The sequence below is a fragment of the Xanthobacter oligotrophicus genome (genome assembly GCF_008364685.1).
Classification (GTDB): domain Bacteria; phylum Pseudomonadota; class Alphaproteobacteria; order Rhizobiales; family Xanthobacteraceae; genus Xanthobacter; species Xanthobacter oligotrophicus.
Map to the genome: position 1 here is coordinate 133,158 of NZ_VTTL01000004.1, position 21,302 is coordinate 154,459.

Consider the following 21,302-nt stretch of genomic DNA (forward strand, 5'->3'; position numbering starts at 1 on the left):
CTTCGAGGCTCCCGTCTAGATGGGATGTTGGCGGAGGATGGAAAGGGCGCAGCGGCACCCGGCGCCGCGATTTCGGCCGCGGACCGAAGGGAAGCCGTCATTCGGCGCACCCCCCTCGGCGCACAAGCCTCCCGCGCAAAAGAAAAGGGGGGCGCCGGGCGCCCCCCTTTGAACCGTCAGAGACGAGGCCGTGGGCCTCACTCGGCGGCGGCGTCCTCGGTGCCGGCGGCGGCCTTCTCGGCCCGCTCCTTGGCGCGCTCCTTGGCCTTCTCGCCGGGCTCGCCCTTCTTGGGGTTGTTCTTGGCATCGCGCTTCAGCAGGCCGGCGGCGTCCAGGAAGCGGGCGACGCGGTCGGTGGGCTGGGCACCCTTCTCGAGCCAGGCCTTGGCCTTGTCGAGGTCGAGCACCACGCGGTTCTCGGCATCCTTGGCCAGCAGCGGGTTGAAGGTGCCGATCTTCTCGATGAAGCGGCCGTCGCGGGGCGAGCGGGCGTCGGCGATGACGATGCGGTAGTAGGGGCGCTTCTTGGCGCCGCCGCGGGCGAGACGGATCTTCAGGGACATGAGTTTCTTCCTTTGGTCGTTCGATTAGGTGATCGTGCGATTAGGTGATCGTGCTGGTCGGGGTCGTCAGACCCGGCCTGTGCCGGGCATCCGAGCCCGGCCATGATGGAGAGTTGGAATCCGCGTTACTTCTTCTTCGAGCCTCCCAGTCCAGGAAGGCCTTTCGGCAGGCCCGGCAGGCCGCCGGGGAACTTGGAGGGCAGGCCCCCCGGCAGGCCGGGGAAGTTGGGCGGCAGTCCGCCCGCGCCGCCGGGACCGCCGGCGCCCATCTTGTCGGCCATGTCCTTGAGCATCTCGGGCGAAGGCCCGCCGCCGCCGAAGCCCATCATGCCAGCAAGGCCCGCCAGGGGACCGCGCTTGCCGGCGGCGCCGCCGAGGGACTTCATCACGTCGGCCATCTGGCGATGCATCTTCAGGAGGCGGTTGATTTCCTCCACCTTGGTGCCCGAGCCGGCCGCAATGCGGCGCTTGCGCGAGGCGTCGAGGAGCTTGGGGGCGCGGCGCTCCTTCGGCGTCATCGAATTGATGATGGCCACCTGCCGCTTGAACACCTTGTCGTCGAGATTGGCGGAGGCGATCTGGTTCTTCATCTTGGCGACGCCGGGCAGCATGCCCATGAGGCCGCCTAAGCCACCCATCTTCGCCATCTGCTCCAGCTGGCTGCGCAGGTCGTCAAGGTCGAAGGTGCCCTTGCGCATGCGCTCGGCGGTGACCTTCGCCTTCTCGATGTCGATGGCCTCGGCGGCCTTCTCCACCAAGGCGACCACGTCGCCCATGCCGAGGATGCGGCCGGCCACGCGATGGGGATCGAAATCCTCCAGGGCGTCCATCTTCTCGCCGGTGCCGAGCAGCTTGATGGGCTTGCCGGTGACCGCGCGCATGGACAGCGCCGCGCCGCCGCGGCCGTCGCCGTCGGCGCGGGTGAGCACGATGCCGGTAAGGCCGACCCGGCCGTCGAAGGCCTTGGCGGTGTTCACCGCGTCCTGGCCGGTGAGGCTGTCGGCCACCAGCAGCACTTCGTGCGGGCTGGTGGCGGCCTTCACCTCGGCCACCTCGGCCATGAGGGCCTCGTCCAGCGTCACGCGGCCGGCGGTGTCGAGCATGACCACGTCGTAGCCGCCGAGCTTCGCCGCCTCGATGGCGCGCTTGGCGATCTGCACCGCGCTCTGGCCGGCGACGATGGGCAGGGTGGCCACGTCCACCTGCTTGCCGAGGGTGGCGAGCTGCTCCATGGCGGCGGGGCGGCGGGTGTCTAGGGACGCCATCAGCACCTTGCGCTTGCCGCGTTCGGTGAGGCGCTTGGCGATCTTGGCCGTGGAGGTGGTCTTGCCCGAGCCCTGCAGGCCGACCATCAGGATGGGGACGGGGGCGGGGGCGTTGAGGTCGATGGGGTCGGCGTCGGAGCCCAGGGTGGCGACCAGCTCGTCATGGACGATCTTGACCACCATCTGGCCGGGGGTTACCGACTTGATGACCTCCACGCCCACGGCGCGGTTCTTCACCCGGTCGGTGAAGGAGCGCACCACGTCGAGGGCCACGTCCGCCTCGATCAGCGCCCGGCGCACCTCGCGCATGGCCTCGCCCACGTCGGCCTCGGTGAGGGCGCCGCGCCGCTTCAGCTTGTCGAGTATGCCGCCGAGGCGGTCGGAAAGGGTATCGAACATGGCCGTCCGTGGTTTGGGTTTCACATAAGACGGGCCGGTGCCGGCCCCGCGCACGTGTCGAGACGGCTACGCCTCAAGACAACGCAGATCGCGCCCGAGGGCGCAACGCGCTGTCGGGCGGTGACCTCCGGACTCAAGGTCCGGTCGGCGGGATCGGCATGGCCGTCCTCGTGAAGTGCGGGTGGTTAGCACCTTTGCGCCGGAGAGGCAAATTCCGGATCCGGATTCCCGATCATCGCCTTCGTTGCGGGTTCCGTTTGCGGCGAGCGGAAACCAGCCACGCCACACTACTGCCCGCGGCCGTATGAGGCCATACTCCTCCGGACGCGCACGCGCTTCGAGGTTGCTGCGACGGAGGAAGTCCCATGCCTGACACCGCCACCTCTGACACAGCCGCCACCGGCGCCGCGCCTGCGCAGGTCATTCCCTTCCCTGCGGATTTCCGCACGCGGGAGATCGCAACCAACGGCACGACCATCCATGTCCGCTTCGGCGGCAGCGGGCCGGTGGTCGTCCTGCTGCACGGCTATGGCGAAACCGGCGACATGTGGGGCGCGATGGCTGCCGCGCTGGCGCCGGACCATACCGTGGTTGTGCCGGACCTGAGGGGCATGGGGCTTTCGGCAAAGCCGGATGGCGGCTTCGACAAGAAGACCCAGGCCGGCGATGTCGCCGGCGTGCTGGATGCGCTGGGCATCGAGAAGGCCGCCCTCGTCACCCACGACATCGGCAACATGGTGGGCTTCGCCTTCGCCGCCCTCCATCGCGACCGGGTGACACGGTTTGTCCTCATCGACGCGCCGTTGCCGGGTGTGGGGCCGTGGGAGGAGATCCTCAAGAATCCGCTGCTCTGGCATTTCCGCTTCGGTGGCCCGGACATGGAGCGGCTGGTGGCGGGGCGCGAACGCATCTACCTCGACCGCTTCTGGAACGAATTCTCCGCCCATCCCAGCCATTTCGGCGAGGCGGCACGGGCGCACTACGCCGCGCTCTATGCCTTGCCGGGCGCCATGCGGGCCGGCTTCGCCCAGTTTGCCGCCTTCGACCAGGATGCGATCGACAACAAGGCCTTCCTCGCCGCCGGCAAGCTCACTGTGCCGGTGCTGGCGCTGGGCGGCGAAATGTCGTTCGGCCTGACCATGGCGGAGGTGATGAAATTCGCCGCCACGGACGTTCAGGGCGCCGTCGTCCCCGGCAGCGGGCACTGGATCATGGAGGAGAACCCGGCCGCGACCGTCGCGCTGGTCAAGGCCTTCCTCGCCGCCGGATGATCTGCCGGCGCAGCAACGCGGACCTTCCGCGCGATCCCTCAGGCCCGCAGCGCGGCGCCGACCAGCGCGGCGGCGAGGAGAGCGAGCCAGCAGGCGGCGGCGCGTCGATAGACGAGGGGCGGCTCGGCGGTGTCGCGCTTCATCATCCCGCCGGCGCCGGCCCAGATCGCCGCCACCATCAGGACCGAGGCGGCAAACAGGCCGAGATGCAGCAGGAAGACCGGCGCGGCCCCATGGGGCAGGAGCGTGAGGCCGATGATCAGCCCCTTGGGATTGAGCAGCGTCGTCACGAACACCCGGCGCGGGGTGATGGCCTCCACCTGGGCGCGGCCCGCTTCCACCCGCCAGAGCTTCACGGCGAGGAAGGCGACCCAGCCCGCCGCCGCGAGCTTCACCGCGCTGGCCGCGAGCGGCTGCCGAGCGAGGAGGTCGGCCCCGAACAGCGCCAGCGGCGTTACCACGAGGAGGTAGGCGGCAAGCTCCGCCGGCATCAGCCGCGTGGACCGGCGCAAGCCCGCCGACGCGCCGGACAGGGCCAGCAGCGTGTTGGTGGGGCCGGGCGTGAGCAGAAGGCCCCAGATGGCGAAGAGAAACTCGGCTGTGGGCACGCGTGTCATCCGTTCGGCCGCCATGGGCGAGGCGGACTTTAGAGGGCGCCCCGCCGGCGGCCAACGGAAGCTGGTGTCACATGGGGATTTCCCGGAGCGCACGCGCCGATCCGATCGGATCGCGCTCTGAGCGGCCGCATTCCCGGCGCGCGCGAAGCTGTGCTAGACCTGCCTTCCGACAGGAGGACCCCATGCCCGAGACCAACGAGATCACCCGTTTCTTCGGCGGGTCGCCCGCCTGGGTGCTGGTGCGCCTCGTCATCCTCTCGGTGGTGGTGGGCGTCATCCTCGCGGCGCTGGGCATCGACCCCATGAACATCCTCACCAGCCTGGAACGGCTGGTGCGCAGCCTGTTCAACTTCAGCTTCGAGGCTGTGGAGCGGCTGTGGCGCTATTTCCTGCTCGGCGCCGTGGTGGTCATCCCGCTCTGGCTCATTTTGCGCGTCCTCGGCCGGGGCTGATCCCCCATGACCCTCGCCGCGGCTGACGGCCGGGTCACGCATCGGCGGGTGCTCGCCATAGCGCTGCCCATGACGGTGGCGCACCTGACCACGCCGCTGCTGGGCATCGTGGACGCAGCGGTGGTGGGGCGGCTGGGCGATGCGGCGCTGCTGGGCGGCGTGGCGCTCGCCGCCGTCATCTTCGACATGCTGTTCTGGGTGTTCGGCTTCCTGCGCATGGGCACGGTGGGCCTCGCCGCCCAGGCCGTGGGCCGGCGCGACGGCGTGGAAGAGCGCGCCGTGCTCGCCCGCGCCTTGCTGCTGGCCGGGGCGCTGGGTCTGGTGCTCATCGCCCTTCAGGCGCCCATCGCCTACGCCGCCCTTGGCCTTGCCGGCGCGAGCGAGGAGGTGAACGCGGCGGTGCGCGCCTATTATGCCGTGCGCATCTTCGCCGCGCCCTTCACCCTGGCCAACTACGTGGTGCTGGGCTGGCTGGTGGGCCTCGGGCGCACCGGCCGGGCGCTGGCGCTGCAGGTGGGCATGAACCTGCTCAACATGGTGCTCACCGCCGGCCTCGTGCTCGGCGGCGGCTGGGGTGTCACGGGCGCGGCCGCCGGCACGCTGATGGCGGAGATCGCCGGCACCGCGGCGGGGCTGCTGTTGTGCCTGAGGATGCTGGGCGGCGCGGTGGCCCTGCCGCGCGGGGTACTGTTCAACCGGGCGCGGCTCGCCGAATCGTTCCTGCTCAATCGCGACATCATGATCCGCACGGCGGCGCTGATGTTCGCCTTCTCCTTCTTCGCCGCGCAGGGCGCGCGGGCGGGGGATGTGACGCTGGCCGCCAACGCCGTGCTCCAGAACATGGTGATGGTGGCCGCCTATTTCCTCGACGGCTTCGCCACCGCCGCCGAGCAGATCTGCGGCGCGGCGGTGGGCGGGCGCCGGCGGGCGGATTTCTCCACCGGGGTGCGGCTGTGCCTCATCTGGGGGCTGGTGTTCGCGCTGGTGGCCTGCGCGCTGTATCTCGCCATCGGCCCGGCCATCGTGGATGCCATGACCACGAGCGAAGAGGTGCGCGCGGCGGCGCGCGATTTCCTCATCTATGCCGCGCTGCTGCCGGTGGCGGGCGTTGCCGCCTATGCCTTCGATGGGGTCTATATCGGCGCCCTGTGGTCGCGCGACATGCGTAACCTGATGCTGTGTGCCCTCGCGGTCTATCTCGCCGCCTGGTGGGGGCTGCGGGGGCTCGGCAATCACGGCCTATGGCTCGCCTTCCTCGCCTTCCTCATCGCCCGCGGGGCGTTCCAGGCGCTGCGCCTGCCGGCGCTGGAGCGCCGCACCTTCGGGGCGTGATCAGGCCATGTCCGGGAAGACGTGGGCGCCGTCTGGCCCCAGCGGCAGGTCCTTCACCCACAGCACGGCGCCAAGCGGCAGGGGGCCGTAGAGGTGGGGGAAGAGGGCGCCGCCGCGCGAGGGCTCCCAGCGCAGGGCCGCGCCCAGCGGCTCGGCCGCCACCGCGACGAGCTTGAGGTCGCCGGCGCCCTTGAAATGCCGCGCTGCCGTTTCCCGCGCCTGCGCGGCGGTAGAGAAATGGATATAGCCGTCCGCGTAGTCCACCGGCGCGCCGGAGAATACGCCCTCGGCCTCCGCCTGCGCCCACAGGGGGGCGGGGCAGATCTTGAAGATGATGGCAGGGGTGGGGGAGGTGTCAGGCACGGGGCAACTCCGCGACGGGGATCTTCAGCGGCTCCCTTACGCGGGATCGAACAAAACGGCAACCTTATGCGTCTCAGGGTTGCATCAGGACAGAAGTCCTGTACAAACAGGGAACAAATTCTTATTGTCCGGACTCAAGCAGCAGGACACGGAAGCTCGATGCTCACTCACGGCCAGGTCTGGCGTGCCATCGACCAGCTCGCGGAACAGCATGGGCTGTCCACGTCGGGGCTGGCGCGGCGGTCCGGGCTCGACCCCACCACGTTCAACCGCTCCAAGCGCATCACCACCGACGGCCGCCTGCGCTGGCCCTCCACGGAGAGCATCGCCAAGGCCCTGTCGGCCACCGGCACCAGCGCCGAGTTGTTCTTCGCCATGATGGTGCCGGCCGATGAGCGCCATGGCGGGACCCACGGCTTCGCCGAGGAAAGCCAGCCGCTGACGGGTCCCATCCACGCCATCCCGCAGATCGGCTTCGCCCAGGCGGGCTCGGGCGGCTTCTTCGACGATGCCGGCTTTCCCGTCGGCACGGGCTGGGACGAGATCGCCTTTCCCGAAGTGGAGGACCGGCACGCCTACGCGCTGGAGATTGCGGGGGATTCCATGCAGCCGGTCTATCGCAACGGCGACATCGTGGTGGTCTCGCCGGGCACGCCGGTGCGGCGCGGCGACCGGGTGGTGGTGAAGACCCGCGAGGGCGAGGTCCTGGCCAAGGAGCTGGTGCGCAGAACCACCCGCCACGTGGAGCTGCGCTCCCTCAACCCCGCCCACGAGGACCGGCAGATCCCGCTGGACCAGCTGGAGTGGATGGCGCGCATCATCTGGGCGAGCCAGTAGGGAGAGCGCTTTCAGCAGCAACGCCTACCGCAGCAGCGCCTCCAGCGTCTCCAGCCGGTCGGCCTCGCCCGGCGGCTTGTCCCATCGCAGGCGGGCGATGCGGGGGAAGCGCATGGCGATGCCGGAGCGGTGGCGGGTGGAGCGGGCGAGGCCCTCGAAGGCCACTTCCAGCACCAGCCCCTCGTCCTTCTCGTGCACCACCTCCCGCACCGGGCCGAAGCGGTTGATGGTGGCGCGCCGCACGAAGGCGTCGATCAGCTTCAGCTCCTCGTCGGTGAAGCCGAAATAGGCCTTGCCCACGGGCACCAGCACATCGCCCTCCTCGCCCTGCGTCCACACCCCGAAAGTGTAGTCCGAATAGAAGGACGAGCGCTTGCCGTGGCCGCGCTGGGCATACATGAGCACGGCGTCCACCGTGTGCGGATCGCGCTTCCATTTCCACCACGGCCCCTTGGGGCGGCCGGGCAGATAGGGGCTGTCGGCACGCTTGATCATCACCCCTTCCACCGCCCCGGCGTCCGGCCCGGCGCCGGCAGAGGCAGGGTCTGCGCGGGCACGGGTGAGGTCATCCCAGCCGGCAAACGGCACCAGCGGGGAGAGGTCGATGCGGGGCGACGACAGCTTCCCCACCAGCGCCTCCAGCCGCGCCCGGCGGGCGGCGAAGGGCAGGGCGCGCAGGTCCTCGCCGCCCTCCACCAGCAGGTCATAGGCGCGGATGTGGGCGGGAAATTCCGCCAGCATCTTCACCGTGACGGTTTTGCGGTTGAGCCGCTGCTGGAGCACGTTGAACGGCTCCACCCGCCCCGCGCGGACGATCAGCAATTCCCCGTCCATGGCGCCGTCGAAGGCGATGGAATCGGCAAGGTCGGGGAAGGCCTCGGAGATGTCCTCACCGGTGCGGGAATAAAGCCGCACCGCCCGCACCCCGTCCGGCCCGGTGCCGGCCACCGCCTGCACGCGGATGCCGTCCCACTTCCATTCGGCGCTGAAGTCGCCGGGAGCGAGGTCGGCGAAATTGGCTTCCTCGATGGCGTGGGCCAGCATCACCGGGCGGAACGGGGCGGGGTTGGAGGTCTCAGGCCGCAGCCCATGGCCCTCCACCCAGGCGAACAGCGCTTCATAGGGCGGCGCGAGGCCGGGCCAGACCAGCTCCACCTCGTCCGGCGTGACGCTTCCAAGGCTTGCCACCGCAGTCTTGGCGAGGCGGGCGGAGGCGCCCACCCGCATGGCGCCGGTGATGAGCTTCAGCAGCGCCCAGCGGCCGGTCTCGTCCAGCCCGTCGAGCCAGTCGGCCAGGCGGCGGGGCAGGGTGGAGCGGGAGAGGGTGGAGAGGCCGTGGACGATCTCGGACAGGAGCGGCGCGTGGGCGGGGGCGTCCTCCAGCTTCGGCCACATGAGGGCGACGGTTTCCGAGAGGTCGCCCACATAATCGTAGGACATCTCGAACAGCACCGGGTCGGCCCGCTCCATGATGAGCGCGCGCACCACGCCGGGCTTGGCATTGGCGAAGGAGAGCGCGCCGGTGAGCGCCGCAAACGCAAAGCCGCGCTCCGGGTCCGGCGTGGTGCGGAAATAGTCCGCCATCAGCCGGATCTTGGCGTTGCGCCCGGCTTCATAGGACATGCGGTCGAGCAAGGCGGCGAAGCGGTTCATGGCTCAGCCCCCGGCGCGGCGCCGTCAGCGGGAGCCGCCTCCTCGTCCTCTTCGCCATAGCCCACCATGTGGAGCGGGCGGGCGCGCAATTGCCGGGTCTGGGCCCAGTGGACCAGCGCATCCTCGGCGCCGTGGGTCACCCACAGCTCCTCGCAGCCCGTGGCCTGGATGGAGGCGCAGAGGCCGTCCCAGTCCGCATGGTCGGACACCACCAGCGGCAGCTCCACGCCGCGCTGCCGGGCCCGGGCGCGCACCCGCATCCAGCCGGAGGCAAAGCAGGTGATGGGATCGGCGAAGCGCCGCGCCCAGATGTCGGTCATGGCCGAGGGCGGGGCGATCACCACAGCGCCCGCGAAGGCGGCCTTGTCCGTGCCCTTCACCGGGCGGATGTCGCCCAAGGCCATGCCATGAGCCTCGTAATAGTCGGTGATGGCGGTGAGCGCCCCGTGCACATAGATCGGCGCGTCGTGGCCGGCGGCGCGCATCAGCGCCATCATGCGCTGCGCCTTGCCCAGCGAATAGGCGCCGACGATATGGGTGCGCTCCGGGAAGATGCGCACCGAGGCGAGCAGCTTCTCGGTTTCGGCCGCTGCCGGGGGATGGCGGAAGACCGGCAGGCCAAAGGTCGCCTCGCTGACGAAGACCTGGCAGCGCACCGGCTCGAACGGGGCGCAGGTGGGGTCGGCGGCGTCCTTGTAGTCGCCGGACACCACGATCACGAGCCCGTCCTTCTCCAGCCGGACCTGGGCCGAGCCGAGCACGTGGCCGGCGGGATGCAGGCTCACGCGCACGCCGTTGATGACCACCGCCTCGCCATAGGCCAGCGCCTGGGACGCGCCGGCGAAGCCTTCGCCGTAGCGGATGGCCATGAGGTCCAGCGTCTCCCGGGTGGCGAGCACATAAGCGTGGCCGGCGCGGGCATGGTCCGAATGGCCGTGGGTGATCAGCGCCCGCGGCACGGCGCGCGTCGGGTCCACGTAGAAGTCGCCGGCGGGGGAATAAAGGCCCTTGGGCGAGGGGCAGAGCAGGTCTTCCGGGCGCATGTCTTTATGAAGCGGCTTGCCACCTATATGGGAAGCGCAATGCGGTTTCGCGAGGTTTGGTTCCAGTGGCTCATTCCGCCTTCACCCTCCTGTCCGGCGATCCCGTGCTCGACCGGCGGCTCGACTGGGCCCGCGCCTTCCTCGCCGAGGGCGATGCGGGCGCCTGCGCCGAGCTGCTGGCCGAGACGGTGGCGGACGCCCCCCATTTCGCCGCCGCCTGGTTCCTGCTGGGGGAGGCGCGCGCCGCGCTCTCCGACCGTGATGGTGCGGCCGAGGCTTTCGAGCGGGTGCGCGCGCTCGATCCCGACGACGCGCTGGGGGCGGGGCTGCATCTGGCCCGGCTCGGCGTGGCGCCGGCGGCGGGGGCCATGTCGGCGGCCTATGTGCGCACCTTGTTCGATCAATATGCCGACCGCTTCGACACCGCCCTGCGCGACAAGCTCGCCTATCGCGGGCCGGAGCTGCTGTTCGAGGCGGTGGCGCGGGGGGCGGCAGCGCGGGGCCGCACCCTCGCCTTCGCCGAGGGGCTGGATCTGGGCTGCGGAACCGGGCTCGCCGGGGTCCTGTTCGCGACGGTGGTGGAGCAGCTTTCCGGGGTGGACCTGTCCCCCGCCATGCTGGAGAAGGCGGCAGCGCTGGGTCTCTATGCCCGGCTTGAGGCCGGCGAGATGGGCGCGGCGCTGGAGGCCGTGCCGGAGGCCGGCCTCGACCTTATCCTCGCCGCCGATGCCCTGTGCTACGTGGCGGACCTTGCGCCCATCCTTCACGCGGCGCGGCGGGCACTGAGGCCCGAGGGCCTCTTCGCCTTCACGCTGGAGACCCATGACGGCGAAGGCGTGATCCTGCGCGATACCCTGCGCTATGCCCATTCCGCAGATCATGTCCGCGCGCTGGCGGAGACGGCGGGGCTCGGCGTGGTGCTGCTGGAGGCCGCGTCCACCCGCGCGGAAAAGGGCGTGGCGGTGCCCGGCCTCGTCTGCGTGCTGGGGTAGCACCAAAGGCCGGTGAGCTTGGCTCATGGGCCTTTGGTCAAGCCCACGCGGCGCTTGAGCGAACCCACTCGGCACCGGTCGAAGACCGGGGTCGATGGTATAGTCAGCCCCTGCGGCCCAGCGCCTGGATGGCGAGAGCAAGAGCACCGCAGGCAAGTCCCGCCGTGCACACCGCCGGCCAGCCGCCGAAGCCCCAGGCGAGCGTCGCCGCCGCCGAGCCCAAGGCCCCGCCCACGAACATGGTGCCGATGAGGATGGTGTTGAGCCGCGCGCGGGCGGCGGGCCGCAGCGCGAACACGATGTGCTGGTTGGCCACCAGCGCGCCCTGCATGGCGAAGTCGAGCACGATGACGCCCACCACCATGCCGGCGATGCCGGGCCAAGCGAAGAAGATGAGCCAGGCGACCAAGGCGAGGCCGGCGCCCCAGATCACCACGCTGCCGGGTCCCCTGCGGTCGGCGAAGCGCCCGGACAGGGGCGCGGCGAAGATGCCCACGAGGCCGAGAATGCCGAACAGCCCCGCCGCCTGCGCGCCGAGGTGGAAGGGCGGTCCTTCCAGCCGGAAGGCCAGGATGGTCCAGAAGGCGATGAAGGCGGCGAAGATCAGCGCCTGGGTGACGGCGGCCCGGCGCAGGGTGGGAAACTCGCGCCACAGGGCGCCCAGCGATCCCAGGAGGCGGCCGTAGGACAGGCTGGTCTCGGGCATGCTGCGGGGCAGGGTCAGCGCCATCAGGCCTCCGGCGAGGAGCGCCATGGGCACGCCCAGCCAGAACATGTCGCGCCAGCCGGCATGGGCGGCGACGAAGCCCGACAGGGTGCGGCTGAGCAGGATGCCGGCGAGGATGCCCGACAGCACCATGCCCACCGTGGCGCCGCGCTTTTCCGGTGCCGCGAGGTGGGCCGCCAGCGGTACGATCTGCTGCGCCACCGTGGAGCCGAGGCCCACGAGCAGCGAGGCGGCGAGCAACGCCAGCGGCCCCTGCGCCAGCGCGGAGAAGGCCAGCGCCGCCGCCACCGCCACGAATTGGATCACGATGAGGCGCCGCCGCTCCACCACATCACCGAGCGGCACCAGCAGGAACAGGCCGGCGGCATAGCCGATCTGCGTCACCGTGGGCACCAGCGGGGTGAGGGGACCGGGCAGGTCGCGCTCCATCACAGCCAGCATGGGCTGGTTGTAATAGATGTTGGCCACCGCCACGCCCGCGGCGGCGGCCATGGCGAAGATGCGTCCGAAGCCGGCGCCTTCGGCGCTGGCGGAAGATGAGGTCATGGGCAGTCTCCGGCCGCGCGGGCCGCAGCAGGGGCGGTGCGCCGGGCGGGCAGGGTCGGAAGCGGGGCTGGGCGGTCCCGGCTTGCGAGGCCGGCCGGGATCGATGTGCGCACGATCCTAGAGCATGCTGCGCCGCAGCGCGATTGCCCCGCGCCGCTTTCGCGGATCACGCTGTCGCGACAGCCGCCTATCATTCGCTGCGGGTGCCCATGACGCAAAGGCACTGGTGCCGGGCTCGCGACCGCACCTTCCCGCTTCGGCGGGCCGATCCCGCAGTGTGCAGCCGGACCGTCCGGCCTCAGCGCACCGGCAGGCTGAAGGGCTCACCCTCGAAGGCGTCGGCGCCACGGCCGATGGCGTGGATGGCGGCCACCATCCGCCCGTCCCGCTTCAGCACCGTATCGGCCAGCGCCACGATGCGCGGATTGGGCGTCGCCGTGGGCGAGGCGTGGCGCAGGCGCTGGGCCAGCTCCATCTCGTCGCGGTCCGGCAGCAAGGCGCACAGGGTGGCATAGGCCGCCGCGGTGGAGCGCGAGATGCCGGCATAGCAATGGATCACCAAGGGCGCCTCGCGCGGCCAGGCATGCACGAACTCGAACAGCTCGTGCATGTGCGTCTCGTCCGGCGCCACCATGCCCTCGATCTCCTCGACGATGTCGTTGATGCCGAGGAAGAGATGGTTGGTGGGGTCCACATTGCTCGGACGGGTCAGAACCGTGTTCCCGTTGATGAGCGTGATGACGTGCCGCGCGCCCGTGGTCTCGACCGTATCGTGCAGCTTGGCGAGGGAGCAGACATGGATCATGGCTTCAGCTCCTCGAACCGTTTCAGAAACCGCGTTTTTGCGGTCTCTGCCTCCCATGGGGTGAGATAGTCCTTTTCCGCCGCAGCGTCGAGGCGGGCCGGGCGGCCGAAGAAGGCCTTGGCCTCCTCGACGGCGAAACCGGCAAGGCGCGTCGCCTCGAAATAGGCGGCGGCATGGTCCGATGCCTTCACGATCTTGACCAGCGGTGCCGGCCAGACCGTCGGCAGGCCGAAGCGGATCGAGATGGCGGCCAGGAGCCGGGCCTCCACCGCCTTGTAGTCGCCCCCCAGCACCGCCTTGAACGGCGAGATCATGTCGCCGATCACATATTCGGGGGCGTCGTGCAGCAGCACGCACAGCCGCCAGCGCGGGTCGAGGTCCGGGTGGGAGCGGCGCGACAGGCGCTCCACCAGCAGCGAATGCTGCGCCACCGAAAAGATGTTGGCGCCGGAAGTCTGCCCGTTCCAGCGGGCGACACGGGCAAGGCCGTGGGCGATGTCCTCGATCTCCACGTCGAGGGGGGAGGGATCGAGCAGATCGAGCCGCCGCCCGGACAGCATGCGCTGCCACGCCCGCGCCGGGGCCGGCTTTTTCCGGCGGGCGGGGGCAGGGGCCTGCGGGGTCGTCGGCAGCGCCTCGGGCGGGGCCTGCGGCGTCTCCTTGGGCGGGGGGGAGGGGTCCTTCGTCTCGGCCGTCACGAATCGCGTGCTCCAGGTTGACGGGAAGGGTAAGCTCCCGCCCACCCACGACAAGCCGCCCGTCACGGGCGGGCCGAGCCTTTCAGCCTGAGCCTTCCCAGTACGAGCTTTGCCATGACCGAGACCCTTTCGCCGCAGACCCCCGCCGCCGCGCCGCGCCCAACCGTGCGCCCGACGCTGGCGGCCAGCGCCGCCGTGTTTCGCGGCCCACTGGTGCTGCTCGCCCGCCGCGCCGCCAACCCCGGCGCCGGCCTGTGGAGCCTGCCCGGCGGCCGGGTGGAGCCGGGCGAGACCCTGGCGCAGGCCGCGGTGCGCGAAGTGATGGAGGAGGTGGGCGTCAGCGCCGACATCGTCGGGCTCGCCGCAGCGCGCGACATCATCATCCGCGACAAGGAAGGCGAGCTTGCCGCTCATTTCGTGGTGATCGCCCATGCCGCCCGCTGGCGCGCCGGCGAGCCGCAGACGGGCGCGGAGGCCGCCGAGGTGGGCTGGTTCCGCCCCAATGAGGTGGCCGCCCTGCCCACCACCGAGGGGCTGGCCGAGGTGGTCGCGCAGGCGGCCCTTCTGGTGATCGAGCCTTGACCGCAAGGGCGCCGCGCCGCAGGAGTGGGCGCGGAAACGGCAAGGTCATGCGCATTCTCGTTCTTCTCACCGCCGGCGCGCTCGCGCTCTCCTCCCCCGCGTTCGCCGCGGGCCCGACGGAAGGTGCCGCGCCGCCTTATGATTCGGACCTCATGCGGCTCGCCGAGATCCTCGGCGCGCTGCATTACCTGCGTCCGCTGTGCGGCGTGACCTCCGAGGGGCAGCGCTGGCGCACCGAGATGCAGGCGCTCATCGATACCGAGCAGCCCTCGGATGCGCGCCGGATGAAGATCATATCGAGCTTCAACCGCGGCTATTCCAGCTATGCGGAGGTCTACCGCGCCTGCACGCCGGCGGCGCGGGTGGCGGTGGAGCGCCAGCTCGACGAGGGCTCGCGCCTCGCCCACGACATCGTGGTGCGCTACGGCGGAAATTAAGAATTCCGGCGTTAACCTTTTGGTCAGAACTGGCCTGAACGCCCGCGCGCGGCATGCTAGAGAGTGCGGAGCGCCGCATGATTTTCGCGGCGCGGAGGCCTTGCCGTGTCGACCTTGCCCACCCCAGCCATCGCCCTTCCCGAGATCGCTGACATGGCCGCGGACGACCGCCACGCCGCGCTCACCTATCTGAACGATGCGTGGGTGGAAGCCGTGCGCGAGGGGCTGGACGAAGACTGCCTGGTGCAGGCGGCGCTGTTCACCGCCCTCCGCAGCCTTGTCGCCACCTATGGCGAGACCGCGAGCGCCGAATACATGGCCCGCGTCGCCGAACGCGTGGCGGCGGGCGAATACACCATCGCCGGCCTGACCCACTGAGGGCGCCTTTCGATATTCGATACGACTGAGACAAGGCCCGGAGCGTCATGCCCGGGCTTGTCCCGGAAGTCGGCTGTTGCCGACTCCCGCCTCTGTGAACGGAACTCGCAATCAAGCAGGTTCCGGGCATCCATTCCGGACCGCTGGTGCAAGAGCGCGAAAATCCGTCCCAGCCGCCCCGCGTGGATGGCCGGCACACGGCCGGCCATGACGGTGGTTGTTGAACGAGCCGGAGGGCGCCGTTTCCGAGCACGTACCTGCGCAACTCGCTGGTCCACCTGCCACACTCGCCGCACCAGCCATCGCCCAAAACAAAACCGGCGCCCCGAGGGGCGCCGGTCTCGTTTTCACGGATGCTGCGGCTCAGGCCGCCGCGTCGCGCTTGTTCTGGCGGTTGTGGATGAGGTCCTCCACCACGCCGGGATCGGCGAGGGTCGAGGTGTCGCCCAGGCTCTCGAACTGGTCCTCGGCGATCTTGCGCAGGATGCGGCGCATGATCTTGCCCGAGCGGGTCTTGGGCAGGCCCGGCGCGAACTGGATCAGGTCCGGGGAGGCGATGGGGCCGATCTCGCGGCGCACCCAGTTCACCAGTTCCTTGCGCAGTTCCTCGGTGGGTTCCTGGCCGTCCATCAGGGTGACATAGGCGTAGATGCCCTGGCCCTTGATGTCGTGGGGGAAGCCCACCACGGCGGCTTCCGAGACCTTGGGATGGGCGACGAGGGCGCTTTCCACCTCCGCCGTACCCATGCGGTGGCCGGAAACGTTGATCACGTCGTCCACGCGGCCGGTGATCCAGTAGAAGCCATCCGCATCGCGGCGGCAGCCGTCGCCGGTGAAGTACTTGCCGGGATAGGTGGAGAAGTAGGTCTGCTCGAAGCGCTCATGGTCGCCGTAGACCGTGCGCATCTGGCCCGGCCAGCTGTCGGCGATCACGAGGTTGCCCTCGCAGGCGCCCTCAAGCACCTTGCCTTCCGCGTCCACCACCTCGGGCAGCACGCCGAAGAAGGGTCGGGTGGCGGAGCCGGGCTTCAGCTTGGTGGCGCCGGGCAGGGGGGTGATGAGGATGCCGCCGGTCTCGGTCTGCCACCAGGTGTCCACGATGGGGCAGCGCTCCTCGCCCACCACGCGGTAATACCACTCCCAGGCTTCCGGATTGATGGGCTCGCCCACCGAGCCGAGCAGGCGCAGGGACGAGCGCGAGGTGCGCTTCACCGGCTCCTCGCCCGCCTGCATCAGCGAGCGGATGGCGGTGGGGGCGGTGTAGAAGATGTTGACCTGGTGCTTGTCGATCACGTCCCAGAAGCGCGAGACGCTGGGGTAGTTGGGGATGCCCTCGAACATCAGCGTGGTGGCGCCGTTCGCGAGCGGGCCATAGACGATGTAGGAATGGCCGGTCACCCAGCCCACGTCGGCGGTGCACCAGTAGATGTCGCCGGGGTGGTAGTCGAAAATGTATTGATGCGTCATGGACGCATAGACGAGATAGCCGCCGGTGGTGTGCAGCACGCCCTTCGGCTTGCCGGTGGAGCCGGAGGTGTAGAGGATGAACAGCGGATCTTCCGCGTGCACATGCGCAGCCGGGCACTCATCGGTGACCATGGCGGTCGCTTCGTCGTAATAGACGTCGCGGCCGGGCAGCATGTCCACCTTGCCGCCGGTGCGGCGCACCACGATCACATGGTCCACGCCGCCGTCGATCTGGGCGATGGCCGCGTCCACATTGGCTTTCAGCGGCACCTTGCGGCCGCCGCGCAGGCCTTCGTCCGCGGTGATGATGCACTTGGAGCCGCAGTCGGCCACGCGGCCGGCGAGGCTGTCCGGCGAGAAGCCACCGAAGACGATGGAATGCACCGCGCCGAGCCGGGCGCAGGCGAGCATGGCGAAGGCCGCCTCGGGGATCATCGGGAGGTAGATGGTGACGCGGTCGCCCTTCTCCACGCCGCGGTTGCGCAGCACGTTGGCGAGCTTGTTCACCTCGCTGGAGAGTTCGCGATAGGTGATGTTGCGGCTCTCGTCCGGGCTGTCGCCTTCCCAGATGATGGCCACCTGGTCGCCGCGGGTCTCGACGTGGCGGTCCACGCAATTGTAGGCGACGTTGGTGATGCCGTCCTCGAACCACTTGATGGAGACGTGGCCGGGATCGAACGAGGTGTTCTTCACCTTGGTGTAGGGCGTGAACCAGTCGATGCGCTTGCCGTGCTCGCCCCAGAAGGCATCCGGGTCGTTCACCGAGGCGGCGTACATGGACTGATAGTGCGCATCGTCCACATAGGCCTTCTGGGCCCATTCGGAGGGAACGTCGTAGATCTTGTCGGACATGCTCTTGCCTCCCTCGCGCGGGCGCGTTTCCCGCGATCCTTCGTTTGCGGCGGATTGTTCCGCCTTGGTTGGGCCGGATTATGGGGAGACGCAGGAAGCTCCACAAGGCGGTGGCGAGGCCGACTTTGGGTGCATAGCCCTTCGTCGCCTCCGCAAAAGCCCGCGCCGGCCGACCTGCATCGCAAGCCGATCGGGCAAGGCGTTGTGTTTCCACGCGCTTGCGGACGCAATCGCCCTTCGGTCCGCTACAACCTGATTACAGCGGACCCCGTCGAAAATGCTGCCCCGCACTCTCCCGAAACTGTTCGCAGATGCCGCAGCATCCCGGCATTTCGCCGCCCCGGCCGCCGCCCTATAGAGGAGCTGAACCGTCGCACGTGCGAGATACCAAGCCCTGCGGCGAGACTTCGCCGTCCCCTTCCCCTACCGGACTTCGCTTCATGACCCCCTGGACTCGTAGTCTTCTCGTCCTTGCCGGCCTCATGGGGGCCGCGGGCGTTGCGTCCGCTGCCGCTGCGGCCCATTTGGGCGGCGTGGCGAACCTGGAGACGGCCGCCCACTTCCTCCTGTTCCACGCCGCGGCCCTGGTGGGGCTTTGCGCCCTCAGCCTTTTGCTGGGGCGCGGCCGCGTGGTGCTGCAATTGGGCGCGAGCGCCATCGCGCTCGGTGCCCTGCTGTTTTCCGGCGATCTGGCGTTGAGGGCCTTGATGGATGTCAAGCTTCTGGGCGGCAGCGCACCTTTCGGCGGTTCGCTGATGATCCTTGGCTGGCTGACGGTCGGGGCCTCCGCGCTCGTGGCACGCCGCGCCTGATTCCCGCCTTCTAGGTGCGGCGCGCCTGAAAGCGGGCTTCGGCGAGGTCCACAAGGGCGTCGAGCCCATGGGGATCGTCGAGGGCGAGGGCGACCGGCAGGGTGGCGATGGCGTCGAGGACACCCGCGAACTCCGTCCCGGCGAAGGCTGGCCCGGTAAGGCGGATCCTGTCCTTTTCTGTCGTCACCAGAAGCGCGCCGTGCGCCCGTGCGGTTTCGGCAAGGCGGGCGATTTCGGCGGGGCGGAACGGATGGTGGTCGGCGAAGGCGTGCCGGGCACGGATTGCCAGCCCTTCCCCTTCCAGCGTCGCGAAGAATTTCTCCGGCCGGCCGATGCCGGCGAAGGCGATGAGCGGCACTCCGCGCAACGCGGCCACCGCCGCCGGATCGGGCACCAGCCGGCCGCGCAGCACGGTGCATCCCGCCTGGGCGGCCTCAGCCGCCACCTCGTCCCCCGCGCCGCCGTCGCCCACCACCAGCACTGCGTCGGCGCGGGCCAGTTGGGGCAGGAGCGGCGCCCGCAGCGGGCCGGCGGGGGTCACGCAGCCATTGCCGACGCCCACCATTCCATCCACCACCAGAAGCGACACATCCTTGTGCAGGGAAGGATTCTGGAAGCCGTCGTCCATGACGACGTGGCTCGCCCCAGCGGCCACCGCCATCTCGGCGCCGGCCCGGCGCGCGCCGCCGGCGACGATGGTGGGCGCGTGGCGGGCCAGCAGGAGGGCCTCATCACCCACCGCATCCGCGCCGTGGATCGCCGGATCCACCCGCAGCGGCATCCGCGCCGAGCCGCCATGGCCCCGCAGCAGGGCGAAGGGCGCCGCGCCACGGGCGGTGAGGCGCCGGAGCAGGGCGATGGCGGTGGGCGTTTTGCCGGCGCCGCCCACGGTAGGATTGCCGATGCACAGCACCGGGGCCTCCACCCGCCCGCCGGCATTGCCCATGCGGGCCAGCGCGATGGCGCCCACCACGGCGCCGATGGGGGAGAGCAGGGTGGAGGCAAGACCCGGGCGGCGCCACCAGAAGGCGGGCGCGCGCATCCTCAGCGGGCCTCGAGGCGGATCTGGATCAGATAGGGTTCGATGGCCGAGAGCGTGCGATCCAGCGCGCCACCCAGTCCGGTGACGGTGGCGAAGGCGGCGTCGGCCATGTGGCCCTGGAGCTGGCTATCCTGCATCAGGGCATAGGCGGCGCGGGCGATGCCCATGGCGTCGGCCACTTCCGCCGCGCCCTCGTTGGTGTCGAGGGCGTCATAGACGGCGGCGAAATTCCACACATGGGGGCCGTGGAGTACCACCGTGCCGAGCTTGGCCGGCTCGATGGGGTTCTGCCCGCCGTGCTCCACCAGCGAGCCGCCCATGAAGGCCACCTGCGCGAGGCGGTAGAACAGGCCCAGCTCGCCGATGGTGTCGGCCACATAGATGCCGGTGTCCGCGTCGGGCCATTCGTCGAAGCCGCGCTGGCGCGGGGCAAGGCCGGCGGCCTCGGCCAGCTCCGCCACCTCGGTGCCGCGCTCGGGATGGCGCGGGGCGATGATGGTGAGCAGGTCGGGAATCCGGGAGGTGATGATGCGATGAGCCTCGATGATCGCGCCTTCCTCCCCCTCGTGGGTGGAGGCGGCCAGCAGCACCGGGCGCTTGCCCACGGCGAGGCCGAAGCGCTTCAGCTCTGCCGGATCGACGCCGGGCGGAGGCACGTCGAACTTGAGATTGCCGCAGATTTCGACCCGCGGGGTCCCCAGCGAGCGGTAGCGCTCCGCATCCTCCTCGCTCTGGGCGAGGCACAGGTCGATGCGCGAGAGCAGGGCGCGGGCGCTCTTGGGCAGGCGTGCCCAGCGCTTGGCCGAGCGCTCGGACAGCCGGCCGTTCACCAGCACCACCGGGGTGCCGCGCCGGCCCAGCTCCGCGATGAGGTTGGGCCACAGCTCCGATTCGGCCAGCAGAACGAGGTCGGGCGCCCAATAGTCGAGGAAGCGGGCGATGAAGCCGCGTGCGTCCAGGGGCACGAACTGGTGGATCACCCCGGGCGGGGCGCGGGTCGCGGCCACCCGGCTGGAGGTGAGGGTGCCGGAGGTCAACAGCACCTTGAAGCCGCGTGCGTCGAGCCGCTCGATCAGCGGCAGCACCGAGATCACCTCGCCGACGCTGGCCCCGTGCACCCACACCAGCGGCCCGTCCGGGCGCTCGGCGCTGGGGTGCCCGCGCCGCTCGGCGAGGCGGGTCGGGTCTTCCTTGCCCTTGCGGACCCGGTAGGAGAGCCAGGCCGGCGCGAGAAGCGAGGCCGCGGCGCTCGCGCCCCGGTAGAGGCGCAGGGTCAAGGGCAGGGCGCGACCCTTCATACGGCGCCTGCTCCGGCGGCCAATGTTTCGAGGACGAGGGCCTCGGCGCGGGCGGTGACGGCTTCAAGCCGGGCCTGCACCAGGTCGCGGGCGGCCTTCATGGTCGCCTCGTCGGCGTCGCGCGGCACGAAGATGGGCTCGCCCACCACCGCGGCGCCCCGGCCGAACGGCAGGTTGAGGCTGGCGCGGTCCCAGCTCTTCAGGGTGATGCGGTTGCGGGTGGCCATGGCGAGCGGGATGATAGGGCGTCCGGAATACCGCGCAATGGTCACGACGCCCAGACCCGCCCGGCGGGCGATCTTCGGCACGTCGGCGGTCATGGCCACGTTGATGCCCTGCTCCAGGGTGTCGAGCATCTCATAGGTCGCGGAAACCGCGCCCTTGCGGTGGAAATCGTTGCGGGAGGTGGCCCCCGAGCCGCGGATGGTGCCCACCCCGAGCTTCTCGGCGGCGATGGCGTTGATCTCCGCATCCGCGTGGCGGGAGATGAGCACCTTCGCCTTGTGGTGGGGCTTCATGGCGAAGGGCGTGAGAAAATGCTGCCCATGCCAGAAGGTGATGATCACCGGCATGCGCTCGTCGATGGTCTCGAAGATGTCCGGCGGCTCGATCACGAACCGCGTGGTGCGCGCCACGAGCTTGAAATAGGACGCGAACGTCGTGCCCGCCGCCACCTTGAAGGCGTGGTTTGTCCTCAGTCGCCGCCACATCTTTTGGTCTTTTGCTCCGGGCTGCGCGGCCGGCCGCTTCTCGCGGGTCCAGCCGACGCCCCTTCTTATTCGATCTTGGAGACGAAAGAACAGGCCGGGCCTGCGTGGCCCGACCGCTTCCCCCTCATGGCGCCCGTCCCTCAGGGGCGGGCATGAAGATG

At 70.1% G+C, this 21,302-nt stretch carries 22 protein-coding genes; 9 read left to right on the plus strand and 13 right to left on the minus strand.

Features of this window, described 5'->3' with window-relative positions; genetic code table 11:
- Window positions 1-197 precede the first annotated feature (197 nt).
- Window positions 198-563, minus strand: a complete 366-nt coding sequence (gene rpsP / locus FZ033_RS07595; protein ID WP_149575552.1) for a 30S ribosomal protein S16 — start codon at window positions 561-563, stop codon at window positions 198-200.
- Window positions 564-688: 125 nt separating this feature from the next.
- A complete protein-coding gene (gene ffh / locus FZ033_RS07600) occupies window positions 689-2,227 on the minus strand; it encodes a signal recognition particle protein (protein ID WP_149575553.1) in 1,539 nt (512 codons plus the stop codon).
- 365 nt (window positions 2,228-2,592) lie between these two features.
- Here ffh and FZ033_RS07605 point away from each other — a divergent pair, with 365 nt between their 5' ends.
- On the plus strand, window positions 2,593-3,498 hold the full coding sequence (locus FZ033_RS07605; protein ID WP_149575554.1) for an alpha/beta fold hydrolase: 906 nt from the start codon (window positions 2,593-2,595) through the stop codon (window positions 3,496-3,498).
- A 38-nt stretch (window positions 3,499-3,536) separates the two neighbouring features.
- Here the strand turns inward: FZ033_RS07605 and FZ033_RS07610 are convergent, their stop codons facing one another.
- On the minus strand, window positions 3,537-4,106 hold the full coding sequence (locus FZ033_RS07610; protein WP_232847376.1) for a LysE family translocator: 570 nt from the start codon (window positions 4,104-4,106) through the stop codon (window positions 3,537-3,539).
- A gap of 191 nt (window positions 4,107-4,297) precedes the next feature.
- Between FZ033_RS07610 and FZ033_RS07615 the strand changes: the two genes are divergently transcribed.
- Window positions 4,298-4,567 carry a DUF6460 domain-containing protein gene (locus tag FZ033_RS07615; protein WP_149575556.1) on the plus strand — a complete coding sequence of 90 codons (270 nt, stop codon included), beginning with the start codon at window positions 4,298-4,300 and terminating at the stop codon, window positions 4,565-4,567.
- A 6-nt stretch (window positions 4,568-4,573) separates the two neighbouring features.
- Window positions 4,574-5,899 (plus strand): MATE family efflux transporter, encoded by a 1,326-nt coding sequence (locus tag FZ033_RS07620; RefSeq protein ID WP_149575557.1) that lies wholly within the window; start codon window positions 4,574-4,576, stop codon window positions 5,897-5,899.
- Here the strand turns inward: FZ033_RS07620 and FZ033_RS07625 are convergent, their stop codons facing one another.
- Window positions 5,900-6,262, minus strand: coding sequence for a DUF952 domain-containing protein (locus FZ033_RS07625; protein WP_149575558.1), 363 nt, complete (start codon window positions 6,260-6,262; stop codon window positions 5,900-5,902).
- A gap of 159 nt (window positions 6,263-6,421) precedes the next feature.
- Here FZ033_RS07625 and FZ033_RS07630 point away from each other — a divergent pair, with 159 nt between their 5' ends.
- The gene (locus tag FZ033_RS07630; protein ID WP_149575559.1) at window positions 6,422-7,099 is read left to right on the plus strand and encodes a S24 family peptidase; all 678 of its coding nucleotides are present in this window, start codon (window positions 6,422-6,424) and stop codon (window positions 7,097-7,099) included.
- Window positions 7,100-7,123: 24 nt separating this feature from the next.
- On the opposite strand, the gene FZ033_RS07635 is transcribed toward FZ033_RS07630, so the two are convergent.
- Window positions 7,124-8,752, minus strand: coding sequence for a cisplatin damage response ATP-dependent DNA ligase (locus FZ033_RS07635; RefSeq protein WP_149575560.1), 1,629 nt, complete (start codon window positions 8,750-8,752; stop codon window positions 7,124-7,126).
- Window positions 8,749-9,795: a ligase-associated DNA damage response exonuclease gene (locus FZ033_RS07640; RefSeq protein ID WP_149575561.1), complete on the minus strand. Its 1,047-nt coding sequence runs from the start codon at window positions 9,793-9,795 to the stop codon at window positions 8,749-8,751. Before FZ033_RS07640 ends, FZ033_RS07635 begins: the two co-directional genes overlap by 4 nt.
- Window positions 9,796-9,860: 65 nt before the next feature.
- Here FZ033_RS07640 and FZ033_RS07645 point away from each other — a divergent pair, with 65 nt between their 5' ends.
- Entirely contained in the window at window positions 9,861-10,787 is a 927-nt protein-coding gene (locus FZ033_RS07645; RefSeq protein WP_149575562.1) for a methyltransferase domain-containing protein, read from the plus strand.
- Between the two features lie 103 nt (window positions 10,788-10,890).
- Here FZ033_RS07645 and FZ033_RS07650 read toward each other — a convergent pair whose 3' ends face one another.
- The 3 genes from FZ033_RS07650 to FZ033_RS07660 form a co-directional block, all read right to left on the minus strand.
- Window positions 10,891-12,060 carry an MFS transporter gene (locus FZ033_RS07650; protein ID WP_149575563.1) on the minus strand — a complete coding sequence of 390 codons (1,170 nt, stop codon included), beginning with the start codon at window positions 12,058-12,060 and terminating at the stop codon, window positions 10,891-10,893.
- Window positions 12,061-12,358: 298 nt separating this feature from the next.
- Window positions 12,359-12,865 carry a tyrosine phosphatase family protein gene (locus FZ033_RS07655; RefSeq protein WP_149575564.1) on the minus strand — a complete coding sequence of 169 codons (507 nt, stop codon included), beginning with the start codon at window positions 12,863-12,865 and terminating at the stop codon, window positions 12,359-12,361.
- Window positions 12,862-13,425: an HD domain-containing protein gene (locus tag FZ033_RS07660; protein ID WP_149575800.1), complete on the minus strand. Its 564-nt coding sequence runs from the start codon at window positions 13,423-13,425 to the stop codon at window positions 12,862-12,864. The genes FZ033_RS07655 and FZ033_RS07660 overlap by 4 nt, the downstream gene beginning before the upstream one ends.
- 252 nt (window positions 13,426-13,677) lie before the next feature.
- Here FZ033_RS07660 and FZ033_RS07665 point away from each other — a divergent pair, with 252 nt between their 5' ends.
- The 3 genes from FZ033_RS07665 (at window position 13,678) to FZ033_RS07675 (ending at window position 14,960) form a co-directional block, all read left to right on the plus strand.
- Window positions 13,678-14,145, plus strand: coding sequence for an NUDIX hydrolase (locus FZ033_RS07665; RefSeq protein WP_149575565.1), 468 nt, complete (start codon window positions 13,678-13,680; stop codon window positions 14,143-14,145).
- Window positions 14,146-14,192: 47 nt separating this feature from the next.
- A complete protein-coding gene (locus FZ033_RS07670; protein WP_232847377.1) occupies window positions 14,193-14,582 on the plus strand; it encodes a TIGR02301 family protein in 390 nt (129 codons plus the stop codon).
- Between the two features lie 105 nt (window positions 14,583-14,687).
- The gene (locus FZ033_RS07675; protein WP_149575567.1) at window positions 14,688-14,960 is read left to right on the plus strand and encodes a hypothetical protein; all 273 of its coding nucleotides are present in this window, start codon (window positions 14,688-14,690) and stop codon (window positions 14,958-14,960) included.
- Between the two features lie 363 nt (window positions 14,961-15,323).
- Here FZ033_RS07675 and acs read toward each other — a convergent pair whose 3' ends face one another.
- Window positions 15,324-17,279, minus strand: a complete 1,956-nt coding sequence (gene acs / locus FZ033_RS07680) for an acetate--CoA ligase (RefSeq protein ID WP_149575568.1) — start codon at window positions 17,277-17,279, stop codon at window positions 15,324-15,326.
- A gap of 440 nt (window positions 17,280-17,719) precedes the next feature.
- On the opposite strand from acs, the gene FZ033_RS07685 reads away from it, so the two are divergent.
- On the plus strand, window positions 17,720-18,091 hold the full coding sequence (locus FZ033_RS07685; RefSeq protein WP_149575569.1) for a DUF423 domain-containing protein: 372 nt from the start codon (window positions 17,720-17,722) through the stop codon (window positions 18,089-18,091).
- Window positions 18,092-18,101: 10 nt separating this feature from the next.
- On the opposite strand, the gene lpxK is transcribed toward FZ033_RS07685, so the two are convergent.
- From lpxK to FZ033_RS07700, 3 genes are read right to left on the minus strand one after another with little or no spacing between them, the layout of a single operon-like run.
- Window positions 18,102-19,133: a tetraacyldisaccharide 4'-kinase gene (gene lpxK / locus FZ033_RS07690; protein WP_149575570.1), complete on the minus strand. Its 1,032-nt coding sequence runs from the start codon at window positions 19,131-19,133 to the stop codon at window positions 18,102-18,104.
- A gap of 2 nt (window positions 19,134-19,135) precedes the next feature.
- Window positions 19,136-20,431, minus strand: a complete 1,296-nt coding sequence (locus FZ033_RS07695; RefSeq protein WP_149575571.1) for a 3-deoxy-D-manno-octulosonic acid transferase — start codon at window positions 20,429-20,431, stop codon at window positions 19,136-19,138.
- On the minus strand, window positions 20,428-21,141 hold the full coding sequence (locus FZ033_RS07700) for a lysophospholipid acyltransferase family protein (protein ID WP_149575572.1): 714 nt from the start codon (window positions 21,139-21,141) through the stop codon (window positions 20,428-20,430). Before FZ033_RS07700 ends, FZ033_RS07695 begins: the two co-directional genes overlap by 4 nt.
- Window positions 21,142-21,302 lie beyond the last annotated feature (161 nt).